Annotated in this window: 8 protein-coding genes and 1 pseudogene; all 9 read left to right on the top strand. The window is 51.0% G+C overall.

Annotation, left to right across the window (positions count from 1 at the left end; all coding sequences use genetic code 11):
- Window positions 1–44 precede the first annotated feature (44 nt).
- Entirely contained in the window at window positions 45–1,253 is a 1,209-nt protein-coding gene (locus E3E29_RS08645) for a 26S protease regulatory subunit (protein WP_167910563.1), read from the top strand.
- Window positions 1,254–1,259: 6 nt separating this feature from the next.
- A complete protein-coding gene (locus E3E29_RS08650) occupies window positions 1,260–7,148 on the top strand; it encodes a PEGA domain-containing protein (protein WP_167910564.1) in 5,889 nt (1,962 codons plus the stop codon).
- On the top strand, window positions 7,135–9,108 hold the full coding sequence (locus E3E29_RS08655) for a serine/threonine-protein kinase (RefSeq protein WP_167910565.1): 1,974 nt from the start codon (window positions 7,135–7,137) through the stop codon (window positions 9,106–9,108). Before E3E29_RS08650 ends, E3E29_RS08655 begins: the two co-directional genes overlap by 14 nt.
- Before the next feature lie 12 nt (window positions 9,109–9,120).
- Window positions 9,121–11,511, top strand: coding sequence for a Stp1/IreP family PP2C-type Ser/Thr phosphatase (locus tag E3E29_RS11630; protein WP_206205844.1), 2,391 nt, complete (start codon window positions 9,121–9,123; stop codon window positions 11,509–11,511).
- A 309-nt stretch (window positions 11,512–11,820) separates the two neighbouring features.
- Window positions 11,821–13,938: a serine/threonine-protein kinase gene (locus E3E29_RS11880; protein WP_240922827.1), complete on the top strand. Its 2,118-nt coding sequence runs from the start codon at window positions 11,821–11,823 to the stop codon at window positions 13,936–13,938.
- Between the two features lie 63 nt (window positions 13,939–14,001).
- Complete coding sequence (locus E3E29_RS08680; RefSeq protein ID WP_167910567.1) at window positions 14,002–14,217, top strand: antitoxin family protein; 216 nt, start codon at window positions 14,002–14,004, stop codon at window positions 14,215–14,217.
- A gap of 61 nt (window positions 14,218–14,278) precedes the next feature.
- A complete protein-coding gene (locus tag E3E29_RS08685; RefSeq protein WP_167910568.1) occupies window positions 14,279–14,845 on the top strand; it encodes a hypothetical protein in 567 nt (188 codons plus the stop codon).
- Between the two features lie 2 nt (window positions 14,846–14,847).
- The gene (locus tag E3E29_RS08690; RefSeq protein ID WP_167910569.1) at window positions 14,848–16,005 is read left to right on the top strand and encodes a 26S protease regulatory subunit; all 1,158 of its coding nucleotides are present in this window, start codon (window positions 14,848–14,850) and stop codon (window positions 16,003–16,005) included.
- 131 nt (window positions 16,006–16,136) lie between these two features.
- Window positions 16,137–17,539 (top strand): annotated as a pseudogene (locus E3E29_RS08695) (hypothetical protein); the annotation flags it as partial.

Genomic DNA, 17,539 nt, shown 5'->3' on the forward strand with positions numbered 1-17,539 from the left:
TGAGAATTTGACTTATCCTGAAACGGTGTAAGGAGGTATAAAAGATGCCGGTTGACCTTTCCGGACCCCTGATGTCCGCCTTCAAGAAGGCAAAGAGGGAATACGAGGAAGCTATGAAGAAAGGTGACATGGAGACCGCTAAGAAGAAGGCCCTTGAGTGCTCCAGGATCCTGAAGCAGCTCTCGAAGTACGACGAGTTCAACCGCGAGAGCTACCTGAGGAAGGCCAAGAAGTGGGAAAACCTGGCCAGAGACATTGAAAATGGTAGGATAACCACCAGAAACACGAAACCAACGCCCCCTACTGGAGGCCTCCCGGGGTCTAATCCGGGAGAGAACAAAGTAGAGAGCGAGGAGGAGAAGTTCAAGGCCTACGTCAGAAACAACCTCATCGGCAAGTCCAAGGTCAAGTGGAACGACATAGGCGGCCTCGATGAAGTCAAGAGGCTCATGATGGAGACGGTTGTAATCTCGGCCCTCCAGAGGCCGGAGTCGATCCAGCCCTGGAAGGGCATCCTTCTCTTCGGACCGCCTGGAACGGGTAAAACCTTGCTCGCTTCTGCCGCCGCTGGAAGCCTGAACGCCACCTTCTTCAGCGTCAAGGCCTCGAACGTCCTCAGCAAGTACCTTGGCGAGTCTGCGAAGATAATAACGGCCCTCTACGGGGTGGCGAGGGAGGAAGCGCCGAGCATAGTCTTCCTCGACGAGATTGACTCCCTGACGACCAAGAGGAGCGGGGAGCAGAGCGAGGCCAGCAGGAGGATGCTGGCGACGCTTCTGACTGAGCTCGACGGCTTCCAGGACAAGAAGAGCGACAAGCTCATCCTAACGCTCGCGGCCACAAACACGCCTTGGGATCTGGACGAAGCTGTTCTCTCAAGGTTCCCGAGGAGAATTTACGTTCCGTTGCCGGATGAGAAGGCCACGAAGGAGATCATCAAGATCAACACTCGCGGGCTGGACATCTCAAGGCTTGACCTTGACGCAATAGCAGGGGAGAGCGTGAGGAGATTCTACTCCGGAAGGGACCTGAAAAACCTCTGCCAGCAGGCGATATGGAACATGATAAGGGAGGAGAATCCAAATCTCCACGAACTGGCCAGTCTGCCCTTTGAAGAGCTGAGAAAGCACTCCTTGAGGACGAGGCCGCTTGAGATGAGGGATTTCGAGGAGGCGTTCAAGAAGATCAAGAGCCCGCTGACGAGAAAGGACATCGATAGGTACGAAAAGTGGGCGGAGGAGTTCGGGGGGTGAGGAGAGATGAGATCAATCCACTATGTTGTCTTAATCTTAATTTTGGCCGTCTTAATTCCTGTTATAAGCACAACCCACGCTATCCCCTCTGTTTCCGCAACTACGGGGAACTACATTTTATGGGAATACAACACGACGGAGAAGGTGCTCTCGATAGATATAAGTGACGACGGGAATTACATTGCCGTCGGTACATGGGCTGACAAGAACGGAGATAACCTACTACAATCGAACGATAGCGGCTCACTGTTTTTATTAAGCAAAAATGGTAGTCTTCTGTGGAAAAAAACATTCAACAGCCCAGTAACCTCCGTAGCTATAACTCCCAACGGTGACTACATAGCAATTGCAGACTACGGAAACGGAGTTATGTTATTTAACAAAGAAGGTACCTTATTATGGCAAGATAACACCTCTTTGCTCCCGTGGAGGGTCAAGATATCCCCTGACGGAAGCTATGTAGTAGCAGGAAGCACTGACGATTTTGTATATGCTCTCAATAGAAGCGGCAATCTCATTTGGAAAGATAACATAGCAATGAGGATTAGAGCAATTGATCTGTCCTCTGACGGATATATTGCAGTAGCTCACGGAAACTGGTTTTATATAAACGGAGAAGAGAACTACAATTACCTCTATCTTTTCAACGAGAACGGGAGCAAGTTGTGGACAAAAATTTTTAATGATACAACTAACGCTGTATCCATAAGTGAGAATGGGGCATATATTGCAGTCGGTACTGGAACACACTGTACTTCGAACGGGACATGGACAGGAAGTGGCAACTACTATGTTTATTATTACACGAAAAGTGGAAGTCCTCTGTGGAAGTATAAAACCAGCAGCGAGGTATCACAGGTATTAGTTTCTCCTACAGGGGATTATGTTCTGGCTGGGGATGGATGGGGGAATGTATACCTGTTTTCAAGAGGGGGAAATCTTCAGTGGAGACAGGACGTTGGATGTTACATTGATTCACTGAGTGCCACCCCAGACTTCTCACTTATAGTCACCGGAGATGCATGTGGCAAAGTTAACATCCTCAACACAAACGGAAAGATTCTGGCATCCTTTAACACAAACGGGAGAGTTTATGGAAACGCAATCTCAGAGAATTACCTCGCGACAGTGGGAAGTACTGATGGAAGTGTATACTTATTGGAGACAGGTAAACTGACCAATGGAAGTCTACAAGTATTCTCTAATCCATCCGGAGCTAAAGTTTACGTTAACGGGACTTATGAAGGAATAACTCCATTAACTCTAACCATCCAGCCAGGGACTTATCAAGTCAGAGTTACCAAGCAAGGCTACTTGGATTATGTTAGAACAATAACAATAAACCCGGGTCAGACAACAACAATAAACGCCCAGTTGACCCCACTAGCGACATTATCAATAACCTCTGAGCCGAATGGGGCTGAAGTTTACATTAACGGAACTCATCAGGGGGTAACGCCGTTAACCCTAACCCTCAATCCGGGAACATACCAGATTAAACTCTCCAAGCAGGATTACGAGGACTACACTACTACTGTAACCATCGGCCCTGGAGAGACTAAAAACCTCTCAATAACCCTAACGCCCGCCTTTGGTTACTTAACAGTTTACTCCAACCCATCTGGCGCTGATGTTTATGTTGACGGTTCTCTCATTGGAACGACCCCACTGGAGAATTACAAGCTCTCAACAGGACAACACGAGTTAAAACTCTCCAAACAAGCTTATGCTGATTACATTAAGACAATAACAATTAATCCGGGCCAGACTACGACAATAAACGCGGAGTTGACTCCAAAACCAGCAACACTTACAATTAACTCTAATCCCAGCGGCGCAAGCGTACTCATCAACAATGCATATTGGGGAGGGACTCCGATAACCGTAAGCCTGCCACCAGGAACATACGAAGTCAAAATATCAAAGAAGGGTTACAAAGACTACATGACCACTATGTATCTCAACGCAAGTGACAGCAAAGTTATAAACGTAGAATTAACGCCCATGCCCCCAACTTTAACTGTCAACTCAACCCCATCAGGGGCTAAGGTCTACCTCGATGGAAGTTACGTGGGAGCAACCCCATTGGAGGGCACGTTATCAATCGGCCCCCACCTTCTCCAGCTCGCATATCCAAACTATCCACACTATTCAAAGTTAATATCTGCCGAGGCTGGAGGTGGGTATAACATTAACGTCAACCTAACATCCCTCAGCAATTCAGGAATCCTCTGGAGGTTCGTTGGGACTGGAGCAGTCTATGCAACCGCCTCCTCCAGCGACGGGAACTACACCGCGGCCGGCTCTGGAGACTACGTTCTTCTCTTCAACTCAACAGGGGCTCCGCTCTGGGAGTACAACGCTGGGGGAAAAGTTAATGCTATTGACCTTAGCTCTGATGGGTCTCTAATCGTGGCGGGCATCGCTGCTCCTCTCGAGTCAGGAACAAGCGGTTACTTCGTATATGCCTTCGATAGAAATGGAAACCTTCTCTGGAAGCATGATATCCCTGGGGAGGTGTGGAGCGTCGACGTCTCGGAGGATGGAAAGTACATAGCGGTAGGTTCCAGAAACTCATACGTTTATCTCTTCGACAGGAACGGAAACCTACTCTGGCAGTACCCATCCCCAGGTGGGATACCAAGCGGTTCGGGTGTACGGTCAGTGAAGATCTCTAACAACGACGCATACGTGGCGGCTGGAAGGGAGGACGGAAAGCTTTTCTTCCTCGATATAAACGGCAACCTCAAATGGTGGAAAGGCCTTGGGGATGACGTCAGAAGCGTCGACCTATCGGCGGATGGAAGCTACGTGGTGGCCGGTTCCTACGATAACAACGTGTACCTCTTTGACAGGACAGGAACTCTGAAGTGGAAGTTCAACGCGGGCTATGACGTGAGTGCCGTGGCCATCTCCAGTGATGGAAAGACAATATCCGCCAGCACATGGAAAGGTGAGGTCTACCTGCTGGACGGAAGTGGTCACTCCCTGTGGAACTATAGCACTAATGGCGGAGTCTCCACTCTGGCAATGACCTCAGACGGAAAGTACGTGGCCGCAGGAACCCAGCTTGGGAAGGTGTACGTGTTCGACACCTCCGGGGCCGTTGTATGGAGCTACTCCGAGCCCTCAAGGATATGGAGCATCTCCTTTACACCCACGGGCAGCATGGCGGTTGGAAGCAACGTACTCGATATGTTCAATCCTATGGAGGTAATAAAACTGAAGGAAGAGGCCCAATCGCTGATAGACCAGGCAACCAACCAGGTGAACTACGCGGAGCAGCACGGAATAGACGTCTCCGACGTCGAGATTCTCCTCGACAGGGCAAGGAAAGAGTTCAGAGAGAGAGATTATGCGAGCGCAAAGGCGGATGCACAGGCAGCGCTGGATAAGGCCAACCAGGCGATAGAAACTGCAAGGGAGGAGGCTGCGAGCGCCATCTCCAGCGCAGAGAAAAAGATAAACGAAGCCCTCTCACTGGACCTAAACGTCTCCGAAGCACAGACCCTCTTAAACAGCTCCAGAGAACTCTACAGCAAAGGGTTCTATCCTGAGGCCAAGGAGAAGGCCCTCAACGCTGAAGATATAGCGGAGACGGCAATAGAGAAGTACTATGCAAAAGATGCGATAGAGAACGCTACGAAAGCCATAACCATCGCCCTCAACGAAGGTGCCAACGTTAGCAGCGCCCAGGGCCTTCTAAACCAGGCACAGGCCGCGTTCAACTCGGGGGATTACAGCACTGCCAAATCTCTTGCGGAAGAGGCCAAACAGAAAGCAGAACTGGCCGTGGCAAAGACAAATGCCCAAAAAGCGATAGAAGCTGCCGGAGAGGTCATCTCCAATGCCACGGAGCACGGCATAGACGTATCGGAGGCGGAGAGCCTCCTGAAGAAGGCCCAGACAGCATATAAAAGAGGGAAGTACGATTCCGCCGAGAACTACGCAAACCAGGCGCTCGAAACGGCTACTTCCACTGTGGAAGCAGCGAGGAAAGAAGCGGAGGGAGCCATAGCATCCGCCAATGCCACAGTTAAGAACGCCATCCTGTTCTTCAACTCGGCCAGAAACGGCGGGATTGACGTGGAAGATGTCGAAGCCAACCTGACGGAAGCCAAGAACGAGCTGCAAAACGCAACCGAACTATACAATGAGGGCTACTATCCTGCCGCGGGGGAGAAGGCGAACGATTCCGCGGCTATTGCGGCCAGAATTGAATCCGTGCTTGGAAGCAGAATGGAGACGTTCAGAGGCGAAGCCCTGAGCGAGATAAAGGCCGCCAACCAGACGATACAGAGCATAAAAATGAAGCACATCGATACGAGCGAAGCGGAGGAGAAACTCCAGGAGGCCCTGAACGAATTCAACCTGAAACTGTATCCCGATGCGGCCAGACTTGCTGAGGAGGCGAAGGCATTGGCCGAAAACAAACTGGAGGAGGAGAAGAACGCCTCCAGTGAAGAAATATCCGAGGCCGAAAAGGCCGTGAACTCAACGGAAAGAAGCATTCAGACACTCAAGAGCGCGGGGATTCCGCTGGAAAAGGCCGAATCAGAGCTCAACTCCGCCAAGACAAAACTGGAGGATGCCAAAAACTACTTCCAGAACGGCTACTACACCGACGCCAAACTGTCCGCTGTGGAGGCTCTGCAGCTTGCAAACCAGTCAATGCAGGATGCCAAAGATGGGGCCAGGAAGTACGCGGTCAACATTATCGTGGGCGCCAAGAACTGCACCGATACAGCAGAGAGCCATGGCATAAACGTGAAGAACGAGAGTGCTCTGGTACAGGAGGCAATAGATGAGTTGAACAGCGAGGAGTACTTAAAAGCCGCGGAGGACGCGATGGTCGCGCTCCGGTCATGTAACGAAACTATCAAAGCGGCAGAGAGTGCGAAGGATGCAATGGACGAGACTGCCTCAATTCTCGCGGAGCTCAACTCAGAGGGGATAGGATGCCCCAATGCGACGAAGTTGCTCCAGAGCGCTCAGGAAAAGTATCAGGAAGCAGACTACACAGGAGCAGAGGAAGTGGCCTCTAAAGCGCTTGAAAAAGCAAAGGAATGCAAACAATCCGGAGAGACCGTTAAAAACGCTCTGGACGAGGTGAATTCCACGGTCACATCCTGGAAGGGGGAGGGATACTACATGGAGCCGGCAGAGGAAATCCTGAAGAATGCCACCGCTGCCCTCAGGGCCGGCAACATATCCAGGGCCCAGAGCTTAGTGACACAGACCAACTCAACGGCATGGGAGCTCAAAAAGAAATGGGATTCCGTAGAGGGTAACATAACCGCCGCGGAAAATGCAATACGTGACGCCGAGAATATGGGGCTCAACCCCAAAAAGGCGAAAGAGCTCCTAGACGAGGCCAAGTCTAACCTCTCATCGGGACATTTTGAGGAAGCAAAACAACTGGCGGAGAAAGCTATAGCGGCAGCCAACGACGTCGACGGTGACGGAGTGCCGAACTGGGAGGACTTCGCGCCCACGATAAACAACCTCTACATCTACGGAGGAGCAGGAATTCTGATACTCCTCAGTGTACTCCTCCTCTGGAGGCTGATACGGAGAAGGAGACTCAACGGCGTGTACTTCAGTATAGTAAACGCCTACAAGTCCATAGATGATGGGATAGTACCTGATGAGGCCGGGGATGAAGTGAACCGCATGAAGGAGCTCGTCAACAGGGCAGCCGACGCGTACAAAGCGGGCAACATAGGGGAGCTCCAGAGGATTCGTGAGGAGATAGACGGGCTCAGAAGCTCAGTGGAAGCCAAGATGAGAGAGTATGACGAGCTGAAGGAGGAGATAATTCGGAGTATTGAGGCCATATTTGGGGAAGGAGAAGCCATATCTGGCGAAGGGGGTGAGGTAGATGCCGAGCATTAAATCCCTCACCGAGATTAGGAGGGACGTTAACGACGCCACCAGGTCTATGAACCTGGGTTTACCAGGTTCCGAACCGGATAAAGCCAAGGAGCTCCTCCGTGAGGCTCTGGAGCTCCTCCGTGAGGACAAGGTCGAGGAGGCCCTTCAGGTAATAAAGAAGGCCAAGCTGCATGCCCTGCCCGACAGGAAGTACATACTCAGCACGGCTTTGAGCCTGAGGAGGGATGGAGAGAGGCTCCTCAAGGGGAACAAGTTCGAAGAGGCAATATCAAAGTTCAACGAGGCCCTTCAGAAGTACAGGCAGGCGCTGGAGATAAGCCAGCTGGAAGGCCTTGAGGAGGAGAACGTTTCGAGGATAAAGAACACTATAGACACCACCGACAACCTGCTAAAAATAGCCAACTTCAGGAGGATATTCGAGAGGATAAAGCAGGCCCAGAACCAGAACGAGCTGTGGACCGCCCTCAAGGAACTCGAGACAACCCCAGTCCCGATGGAGGACGACAGGGTCGATGCCATAGTCTTCGCCCACAGGAAGCTCGTGGTAATGGAGATGAACTCCATAATCGACCTGATGGGCCAGGCAGCGGAGATGTACAAGAAGGGGGACTGGTACTCCGCTGAAAAGACGTTCCAGAAAGCAAAGAAGATGCTTGAACCACTCCTTGAAACCGCCAAGAAGTACGGCCTAGAGGAGACGACCAAGATAAACACTCTCCTGGACGTCTGTACGGAGAACATTAGGGGCATAAACTACCTCCTTGAAACGGCGGAGGTTCCACCGGGATGGAAGCTTAGGATTCCGAACAAGGAGAGCTTCGTCATCGAGGAGAGCGAGGACGTGGAGGAGTTCTTCAACAAGTCCGTGGAGTACGAGAAGAGGCTGGAGGAGATAAGGGAGAAGTACAAGATAACCAGGCTTATTGGGGAGGGTGCTTTCTCCTACGTTTACGAGGCCAAGAACCCGCGCGGCCACAAGGTAGCCCTAAAAGTCCTCAAATACCTCGACAAAGACTCCGTTTCAACGTTCAAGCGCGAATTCGCGGCCGCCAACAAACTCAACCACGAGAACATCGTCAAAGTGTACCACGCCGACTTCATGAGGGGATTCCTCGAGATGGAGCTCGCCAACAGCAACCTGGAGGAGATGATGAAGGAAAGGCCCCCCAGCGTAAGAGAAGCCGGAAGAATAATCTTCGAAATGACGAGGGCCTTAGCCCACGCCCACTCCCAGGGAGTTCTCCACAGGGACATAAAACCCAGTAACATACTCATCTTCGGCCGCGACACTTACAAGCTCGGGGACTGGGGTCTGGCGAAGCTCACCACGGGCGCCACAAGGAAGTCCTCCCTCGTGAGGCATAAGACGATCCTCTACGCCTCCCCCGAGCAGGTGATGCACCCGGACAAGCTTGACGAGAGGAGTGATATTTTCCAGCTCGGAATAGTCTTCTACGAGATGCTCACCGGAAAACACCCGTTCGCCGCCGAATACGAGGCGGCAATCATCAAGAATATAACGGAGAAGGATGTCGAGCCGCCTTCATACTACAATCTGAACGCGAGGCCCTTTGACGCGATAGTCATGAAAATGCTGGAGAAGGATCCGGAGAAAAGGTACAGAACCGCCAGAGAGGTTCAGCACGATATAAGGGACGTCCTGATAAGGATGGGCGAAAGGGTCAAGGAGAGCCTCGGCTCCGTTGAGAAGCGGAAGCTCCTGGCTGAAAACGTTCGCCTCCACCTTAAGGTCGTTGCGGACGGGCTGGGAACAGGAGGCATAGACTACGTCAGGGAGATGGGCGAACTCCTCCAGCACATGGGTGCTCTCTACCGCGAAACGGGCGATGCCGACATCAGGAGACTTTATGAGGACTTAGGACTAATGCTCGAAGAGGACAAGAAGCCCTCACGGGACACCCTCAAAGAAGTGGAAAGAGTACTGGTACGCTACATGTAAGGTGGTGGGAAAATGCCACTGGAGAAAAAAACATGGAGTTTGCTGTTTCTCTCCTTTATTCTGATTTTGGGCCCCCTTCCCGCCGTAAGCGGGGAGATCTTAAGAGCGGACGCGACCCCCGACCTTAGTTCCCTGGTCTACGTATGGAACGGTACAAATCAGAGCGGTCTCTTCCTGGCCAATCTACCGGCAAACGTGAGCGAAGGAAAACTCAACAGAACCCTCCTAATGAACATCAGCCCGGAGGAGATAGCATTTCCAGAAGCGGGGATCGTCGTGTACTCCGCAAACGGTAGCCTGTACATACTCAACTGCTCCAATTTAAGCAACGTAACGAGGATTAATGTCACCGGAATAAACACCAGCGTAAAGCTCTTTGATGCAACAGGAGAATGGCTGGCGGTGTGGAACGGCTCGGGAGTAATAATTTATTCAATAGACTACACCTCCGGAAACGCCACTCCCTCCGCAGTCATCCCCCAGAGCGGAGGCAGCATTCAAAACTTAACTACCCTCCGTTTCACTGCCAATGGGAGACACATCCTGCTGGTGTGGAACCAGAGCGTCCACGTCTACAACGTGCCCGACTTTGGGGAGTCCCTATCAGAACCCCTCCCTGTGAACGGGATAATCCAAGGCATAACCGGTGGAAAGGACTTAATGGCCATTCTGCTAACCCAGGAGATCGAGTTCTTCGACGTGAACACTGGCAACAGTACGGGAGAAGAGAACCTGACTAACCTAACGCTTTCTCCGAGATGGATATTCTTGAACGAGAACGACAGCGAAGTCCTCCTTCTTTCCCCAAACGGGAGCTACGCGTTCATGGCACCTCTCCAACCCCAGGTGCCCCCTGCCGCCAACCAGAGCAATCAAACCCCACAGAACAATCAGAGCAACCAGAGCAGCGGTGGAGGGGGAGGCCTGCCGCCAGGCCCATCAAACAACACAACTACTACCACAACCACTACAACCACAACATCCACGACTTCAACGACCTCAACGACATCCTCCAGCACCACAAGTACAACAACCACGTCCACAACTTCCACAACACCGCATCACACGACTACAACCACGACCACCACTACCCCTCCGATGAACACCACCACAACGACCCCCCCTGTAAACGGGACGAACTCTTCCACCATTAGCAATGGAACGATACCGGGCGGAACTGGAAACATAACAACCAGCTCAGGAAACACGACCAACGCAACGGGAGGGAAACACCCGGGCAAGGGAAGGAGCATAGCGGGGCTCATCATCAAAGTGCTCAAGTGGGTTGCAATCGGTATCGCGATATTCGCCGCTGGAATTGGAGCGCTCTACGGTGGCAGGAGGTTCAGGGAGTACCTCGCCGGAAGGAATGCCTCCAAGGAAATCTCAAAGGCAGAGTCGGGACTGAAGGAGATAAGGCGCGAGCTAAATCAGACGGGGTATCAAGGTGAGTACATGAAACTCATTCCCCAGATAGAGACAAATCTAAGGAATGCTAAGAAACACCTACGGAGTGGAGAATACAACAGTGCAGTTAAAAAAGCGAAGGAAGCGGAGGCCCTGATAGCGAAGATATCGAAAGAAGTCCTCCTCCCCTACTACATGACCAAGAAGATGGACATCTCCAAGAACCTGGCCTTCAAGTCCTACATAGGCAGAAGGGACAACAACGAGGATGCCTTCCTCGCGGAGAAGATCGACGGCAACGTGGTATTAGCGGTGGCCGACGGTATGGGCGGCCACCTGGCAGGAGAGGTGGCGAGCCAGGAGGCCCTCAACGTTCTGAGGGACACCGTTAAGCGGCTCGGCTCAACGGAACCGGCCAGAATCCTCCGTGAGGCAATAGAGAGGGCCAACCTCAGGATATACGAGATGGGCCACGACGACGAGCACCCCGAGAGGCACAACATGGGCACGACGCTAACCGCGGCGATAGTCAGGAACAACACGGCCACAGTCGGGAACATCGGCGACAGCAGGACCTACCTGATAAAGAAGGACGGGACGATAAAGCAGCTCACAAAGGACCACTCCCTCGTCCAGGAGCTCATAGACAAGGGCATGATAACCCCAGAGGAAGCGAAGAGGCACCCGCAGAAGAACATCATAACGAAGGCCCTCGGAATCCAGTCCGACATCGAGATAGACCCGGAGGACATAAAGGAAATCACCCTCGAACCCGGTGATTATCTCCTCCTCTGCTCCGACGGCCTCACCGACGTAATGAGCGACGAGGAGATAGCCAAGACCGTTCTCAACGCTCCCTCCCTCAAGGAGGCCGTCGACCTGCTCATAGAGAAGGCCTACGGCATGGGCAGCACGGACAACATCACCGTCGTCCTCTACCGCCACCCCAACCTCTCCGGGGAAGAGGAGAAGAAAGGGAAGAAGCGGAAGAGGTGAGGGGGTTTTGTTTTTTTATTTTTCCAAAATGTCAAAGGGGAGATGAAAATGAGAACCAACGTTGTTGCCTTTATATTGCTCACGATTTTGATGGGATCACTCGTAATACTTCCAATGAAAGCCGCCGCGGAAGGCAAGTACTGGGCCAGCTACGGAGGAAGCGGTGATGGCGTCATCAACTAAGTTAAGGTCCTCTCCGACGGAAGCATCATTGCAGTTGGCTACACCATCTCAACGGGAGTTGGAGAGAAAGACTTTCTTGTAATGAAACTTAAGGTGACATATTAGACAATTAGGAGGTGAATCGTTATGACTGGGTCTGATACAATACTACTTCTCATGATACTCTTTGTACTGTTATTTTTGCCGATATGGACCATTTATAAGATACTGAAGCATAAGAGAATGTCTAGCATTGAAAAAGTGATCTGGATAATAACCGTGTTCTTCTTCAATATCATTGGTGTTATAATCTATTACATATATATAGCTGGCATACGAGGAGACAGAAAGAAATCCAGTGAATCACCCAAGAAACTCCCAAAGAACAAGCTTAGTAAACACCCAATTGAGGAGTTGGAGGGAAGAGAACTTGAACAGTTGAGCAGGAACATCCTGCTCCACGCTCAACTAGACGATAAAACTGGCCTATTAAATGCCCTCGAAAATCTCAAAGTCTTCTCAAAGGAACACCAGAATGATATTGGAGCTATCATAAGTAAGATTAAGATCATGATGAAGAAAGATTTGCCGATAGACGAATCAACCACCAACGAGCTGAAGATCCTCCTGCATAAAATAGAGAATGAAAATAAAAAGGCAAGGAGCAGGAAAACTAAACCACCAGCAGAGAAACCTATCAGACCAATCCCCATCAACGAAGAAAACCCCAAACTAGCACAGGTTCCAGAACCAGTCAAAGGGACAGACACATCAGTTATTTCAGAATACTTGAACCCAAACTATTCTGCATTGGCTGAATACCTCAAGAAAAGACCCGAAAAAGTTGTCCAGCTAACGTTCAGCGATATTGAAAGGATAATAGGCTCAAAACTACCGGACTCTGCCAGAAAGTATCAGGCTTGGTGGGCAAACACAGAATCTCATTCCCATGCTGTAAAAGGATGGCTACAAGCCGGGCGGAGATTAAAGAGTGTCGATTTAAAGAATAAGATAGTAATCTTCGAACGAGTTGAACCAACTAACCCCAAGAAACAAACCCCATCGGCGGCCTCGATTAACCTTCATAGGGGTTTTCCACCTGAACTCCTTGAGAAGTACGAACCCCTTGAGTTCCTTGGCGAGGGAGGCTTCGCCAAAGTCTTCAAGGTAAAGAGAAAGAAAGATGGGAAAATCGTCGCCCTCAAAATCCCACGCATTGATAAGAAGACCAGTAGGACATTCATAAGAGAAGTCTCCACATGGCTCCAGCTCAACCATCCCAACATTGTAAAACTCTACGACGTTGACATCCTTCCTATCCCACATCTTGAAATGGAGTACGTTGAGGGCGTCAAGGTCGACGGGGAAACTGTGAGGGACCTCGAGGGATATCCAAAACCTGTTGATGAGAAGCTTGCCCTGAAACTCATTAAGGGTATTGCGGAAGGTTTAAATCACGCTCACTCGAAGGGGATATATCACCGCGACCTTAAGCCACTCAACGTCCTCCTGAAGAGCGGTTTAACACCAAAAATAACTGATTGGGGACTGGCGAAAATAGGGACCATGAGTTCGAGCAGAAGCGTTATGGGTTACACGCCTCTTTATGCCGCTCCAGAACATCTCCTTCAAGGAAAATACGGACACACTGACGCCAGAACCGACATCTGGCAGCTGGGTGTCATCTTCTACGAGCTCCTAACCGGAAGGCTTCCCTTCGAGGGCTACACTTATGAGGAAGTCTTTGGAAAAATAGTTGATGAGACTTACCGGTTCACTCCACCATCAAAGATCAATCCGGAGCTGGCAAAATATGATGGAATCTTTGAGAAGCTCCTGGCTAAGAAGAAAGAAGACCGCTACGGGAGTGTTGATGAATTCTTAAAAGACCTTAAAAAGCTTGGAGAGGCAAAGGAAAGAAAAGCAGAGCTGGAGGAAAGCGTTGAAGAGCTGAGGAAGTCCCTATCTAAGAGTGTTAAAGCGTTAAAGCAAAGTAAGAGTGCAGAAGAGGCCCTGAGGAACAAGAGAACGGCCATCAAAACCATGGGCAAGCTGGCCTTAGCATATGCTGAGCTCAACAGGAAAGCTGAACTGCTCAACACCCTCAACGACCTCAAGTTCTACACCGTGCAGAATCTGAACGACCTCCTTAACGCAATAAATACTGTCGAAGCCTTGCTTAAGGAGAATCTCCCGGTGAGCGAGGACTTTATTGGAAGGTTAAAAGTTCTGGTTCACGACATAGAAAGGGAAAACGGGGTGTGAAGGCAAAATGCTTAAGCCCTTTAACCCCTTTCTTTTATTTGGGAGCACCTGGGAGGTGAGCTTGTGCCCGAGATAATTGAGCTGAAGTACAAAAATGGAGTTTTCATACCCCTCAGAAAAGTGCCGCTGAAGGAGGGGGAGGTAGTTTACGTCGAGATAATAAAACCCAAAGTGGTAACCAAGAAGTTCCAGGGGAAACTCCGTGAGCTCCGCGAGAGAGCGAAGAGAGTGGAGAATGCCCACAGAATCCTTGAGGAGATGAGGGATGATAGTCGTTGATGCCTCTATTTTTGGTGAAGTGATGAAAGAAAAGGCCCTCGAAGTTATGGAGGGGATCTGAATGGTTAAACTCTGGAAATCCAAAGAGGATAAGGAGATAGAGCGCAAGATAAGGATGAGAAAGGCCAAGATGGCCCTGAAGCAGTACATAAACAACCTCGAGAACCTGAAGAGGAAGATATTCCTCCAGGGGAAGGAGGCGGCGAAGCTCGGGGATGAGGCCCTGCTGAAGAGGAGCGCGGTGAAGTACTTAGCTATCGAGCAGAGGATAAAGCAGGCGAAGAGGCTCCTCCTCCTGATGGAAGAAGCCGAAGTTCAAAGGGAGCTTGTGAAGGTCTCGGCAAACTTCATAGAGTTCAGTCAGGACATCGTGGAGAGCATCGCTGAGGGGCCGGGAGCACAGGACATAGGCAGGATGCAGGTGGAGTTCGAGAAGGCCATGGGTAGGGTAGAGGAGCTTGACGACGCCCTCGCCTCGATGCTAGACCTGACAAGTGAGAGCATCTTAACCGGAGACTTCGACGCCGAGACTGTTGAGGAGGCCGCCTCGGTATTCGAGGAGTCCGCTTCATCGGACCTCGCTCCCAAGGACAAGCTTAAGGCCATTGAGGACGCCATGAGGGGCTGAGCATGAAAACAGCGGAGCTCTACATGAGCCTCTTCGAGGAATGCAGAGGAGAGTACGAGAAGGCCGTAAGGGCAGGGAGAAGGGACGAGGCAAAGGCCCTCGCCCTCCGCTGCGCCTCGGTACTCCTTAAATTAGCGGAGAAGAACCCGAGGATGGCGGAGCTCTACATTGCAAGGGCTGAGGAGTGGGAAAGGAAAGCGGAGGAGCTTGAAAAGAGACCAGAGCCAGAGAAGAGGGAGACGTTGCCGGCGGGGAAGGGAAGCACCACCACATCTGCTGACCCCTACAGGGAGTACGTCGAGGGGCTCATAGCGCGTTCAACGGTGACCTGGAAGGATATAGGTGGGCTTGAGGAGGTAAAGAAGCTGATAGCGAGGAACGTCGCGCTGGCCTTGGCTGAGAAGCCGGCACCGATAAAGCCGTGGAAGGGTATCCTCCTCTTCGGGCCGCCAGGAACGGGTAAGACCCTTTTAGCATCGGCCGCCGCCGGGAGCCTAAACGCCACCTTCTTCAACGTGAAGGCCTCCGACGTTCTGAGCAAGTATTACGGCGAGAGCTCCAAGATAGTCTCAGCTTTATACGCGCTGGCGAGGGAGAGGGCTCCGAGTATCGTTTTCATGGACGAGATAGACGCCCTGACAGTGAAGAGGGAGGGCTCTCACGAAGCGACCCGAAGAACCCTCGCAACGCTCCTCAGCGAGCTTGACGGCTTCAAGGGACAGGAAGATGTTCCAGTCCTGACGCTGGCTTCTACAAACACCCCGTGGGATTTGGATGAGGCAGTCCTCTCAAGGTTCCCGCTCAGGGTTTACGTGCCACTCCCAGATAAAGAAGCAACGAAGGAGATCATCAAGATCAACACGCGCGGACTGGACATTTCAAGGCTTGACTTGGATACAATAGCCGAGGAGAGCGTGAAGAGGCTCTATTCGGGCAGGGAAATCTCAGGACTCTGCAATTTAGCAATCCACAACATGCTCGACGAGATGAACCCTGAACTTTCAGACCTCGACGCAATCTCAAGGGGCGAGAGGCTGAAGCTGGAGGTAAGACCGCTTGAGATGAGAGACTTCGAGGAGGCGTTCAAGAAGATCAAGAGCCCGCTGACGAGGAAGGAGATCGAGCGCTATGAAAAGTGGGCGGAGGAGTTCGGAGGATAAATCTTAACCCCTTATTATGTTAGTATAAGAAAGATGAAAGTCGTCTTCAAAGACTAAAGGTTTTTATGACTTAGAGTTTTTCATGATATGTTCAGTAGAAACAGATGAGATCTGTCCAAGGAGGGATAAAGTTGAATGCGAAAGGAAAAGTGAGCCTTCTGATTATCCTGCTGATATTAAGCACAGTAGTTCCACGGGGTCACTACATAAAAGGAGACTATATTGAGGACACTATAGAAAAGGATACACTCAAAATCGCAATGCCCACTCTAGACGGAAACCTCTTTATGAGCGTTTTCAATCCATCTCCCAGTGGGATTGAAGACATAAACTCGGTTAGAGTCTGGTACTTCCTCCATGAACCCCCATACGTAATCGGTCCAGACGCCCAATATCACAACTACCGGTGCAGGCTCGTTGACGTCAAGACTAATGTTACAGTTCCAAGCGATGCAATAATATGGAACGGTAGTCAGGCACGCTGGGTCGCCCCATATACAGGAAAGAAAGCGAAAAGTGCCGTTACCTGGGAGTGCGGCCTTGGCCAGTGGGCGGATGGACAGCCCATAACCCTCGCTGACTTCCTCTTTGACTACGCCATGACTTGGGAGTGGGCATACCAAGACAGCAAAAACGACCCGTACTACGACCAGGCTTGGGCCAACAACTGGCAGGGCATCCTCTCCCTCGTTAAGGGTCTTAAGGTTGACAAGGTCACTAACGATTACGTTGAGTACACCATCTACCAGGACTTCTACGTCCCATACGACTATTGGAGTACGGCAGTTGGGAACTTCATGGAATACCCAAAAATACCATGGGAGCTTTATAACGTCCTCAGCGAGTCCGTTGCCCATGGCGTTAACGGCAAGACGTTCTCCTGGAGCACATCCACTGGTGTCGACTACCAGCTCAACATGATCGACCCCGCCCAGGCTCCATACTTTAAGGCTGAGGCCCAGAAGCTCCTCAACGGCGGTAATATGATCCCAATGTGGCTCCAGACACTATTGCCATGGCTTTACCAATGGGGTATCACAAAGGAACAGGCTGGTATAACCGACAGCATGGCAAAAGCAGGTTACAATGCCGTTATTAATTGGGTTAACAGCTATGGGAACGTCCTCATAAGCAACAGCCCGTACTACGTGTACAGTTACGATCCCCAGAATAAGGTCATTATTCTAAAGGCCACAAATTCAACGGAGACATACTTTGTAGACAAAATCGACGGCAAAGACATTCCCTCAGGGGTGAATTGGAGGAAAATCGTAATTTTTGGAGTCGACAATGAAAATTCGGCAATATCCGGGGTCGCGAGCGGACAATACGACGTGTTCTGGAAGGATCTCTCCTACGACGATATAGCCTCCGTCCTGAGCAATGAGACTATGGAGAACGTGAGCATGATAAAGAGCATTGCCGTTTGGTGGGCTCTCGACCTCAACCTCGTTGGTGACCCGCAGACCGGTCTCGTCAATTCAAGTGGAACCGTTAAGTTCAACCCGTTCGCCCTTCCGGGTGTTAGGTATGC

The organism is Thermococcus sp. Bubb.Bath (genome assembly GCF_012027595.1).
GTDB lineage: Archaea > Methanobacteriota_B > Thermococci > Thermococcales > Thermococcaceae > Thermococcus.

What these genes read in the sequence shown, in the direction of transcription:
- E3E29_RS11630 (WP_206205844.1), top strand. Translation starts at nt 9,121, where the DNA reads ATGCCACTGGAGAAAAAAACATGGAGTTTGCTGTTTCTCTCCTTTATT.
- E3E29_RS11880 (WP_240922827.1), top strand. Translation starts at nt 11,821, where the DNA reads ATGACTGGGTCTGATACAATACTACTTCTCATGATACTCTTTGTACTG.
- E3E29_RS08655 (WP_167910565.1), top strand. Translation starts at nt 7,135, where the DNA reads ATGCCGAGCATTAAATCCCTCACCGAGATTAGGAGGGACGTTAACGAC.
- E3E29_RS08690 (WP_167910569.1), top strand. Translation starts at nt 14,848, where the DNA reads ATGAAAACAGCGGAGCTCTACATGAGCCTCTTCGAGGAATGCAGAGGA.
- E3E29_RS08645 (WP_167910563.1), top strand. Translation starts at nt 45, where the DNA reads ATGCCGGTTGACCTTTCCGGACCCCTGATGTCCGCCTTCAAGAAGGCA.
- E3E29_RS08685 (WP_167910568.1), top strand. Translation starts at nt 14,279, where the DNA reads ATGGTTAAACTCTGGAAATCCAAAGAGGATAAGGAGATAGAGCGCAAG.
- E3E29_RS08650 (WP_167910564.1), top strand. Translation starts at nt 1,260, where the DNA reads ATGAGATCAATCCACTATGTTGTCTTAATCTTAATTTTGGCCGTCTTA.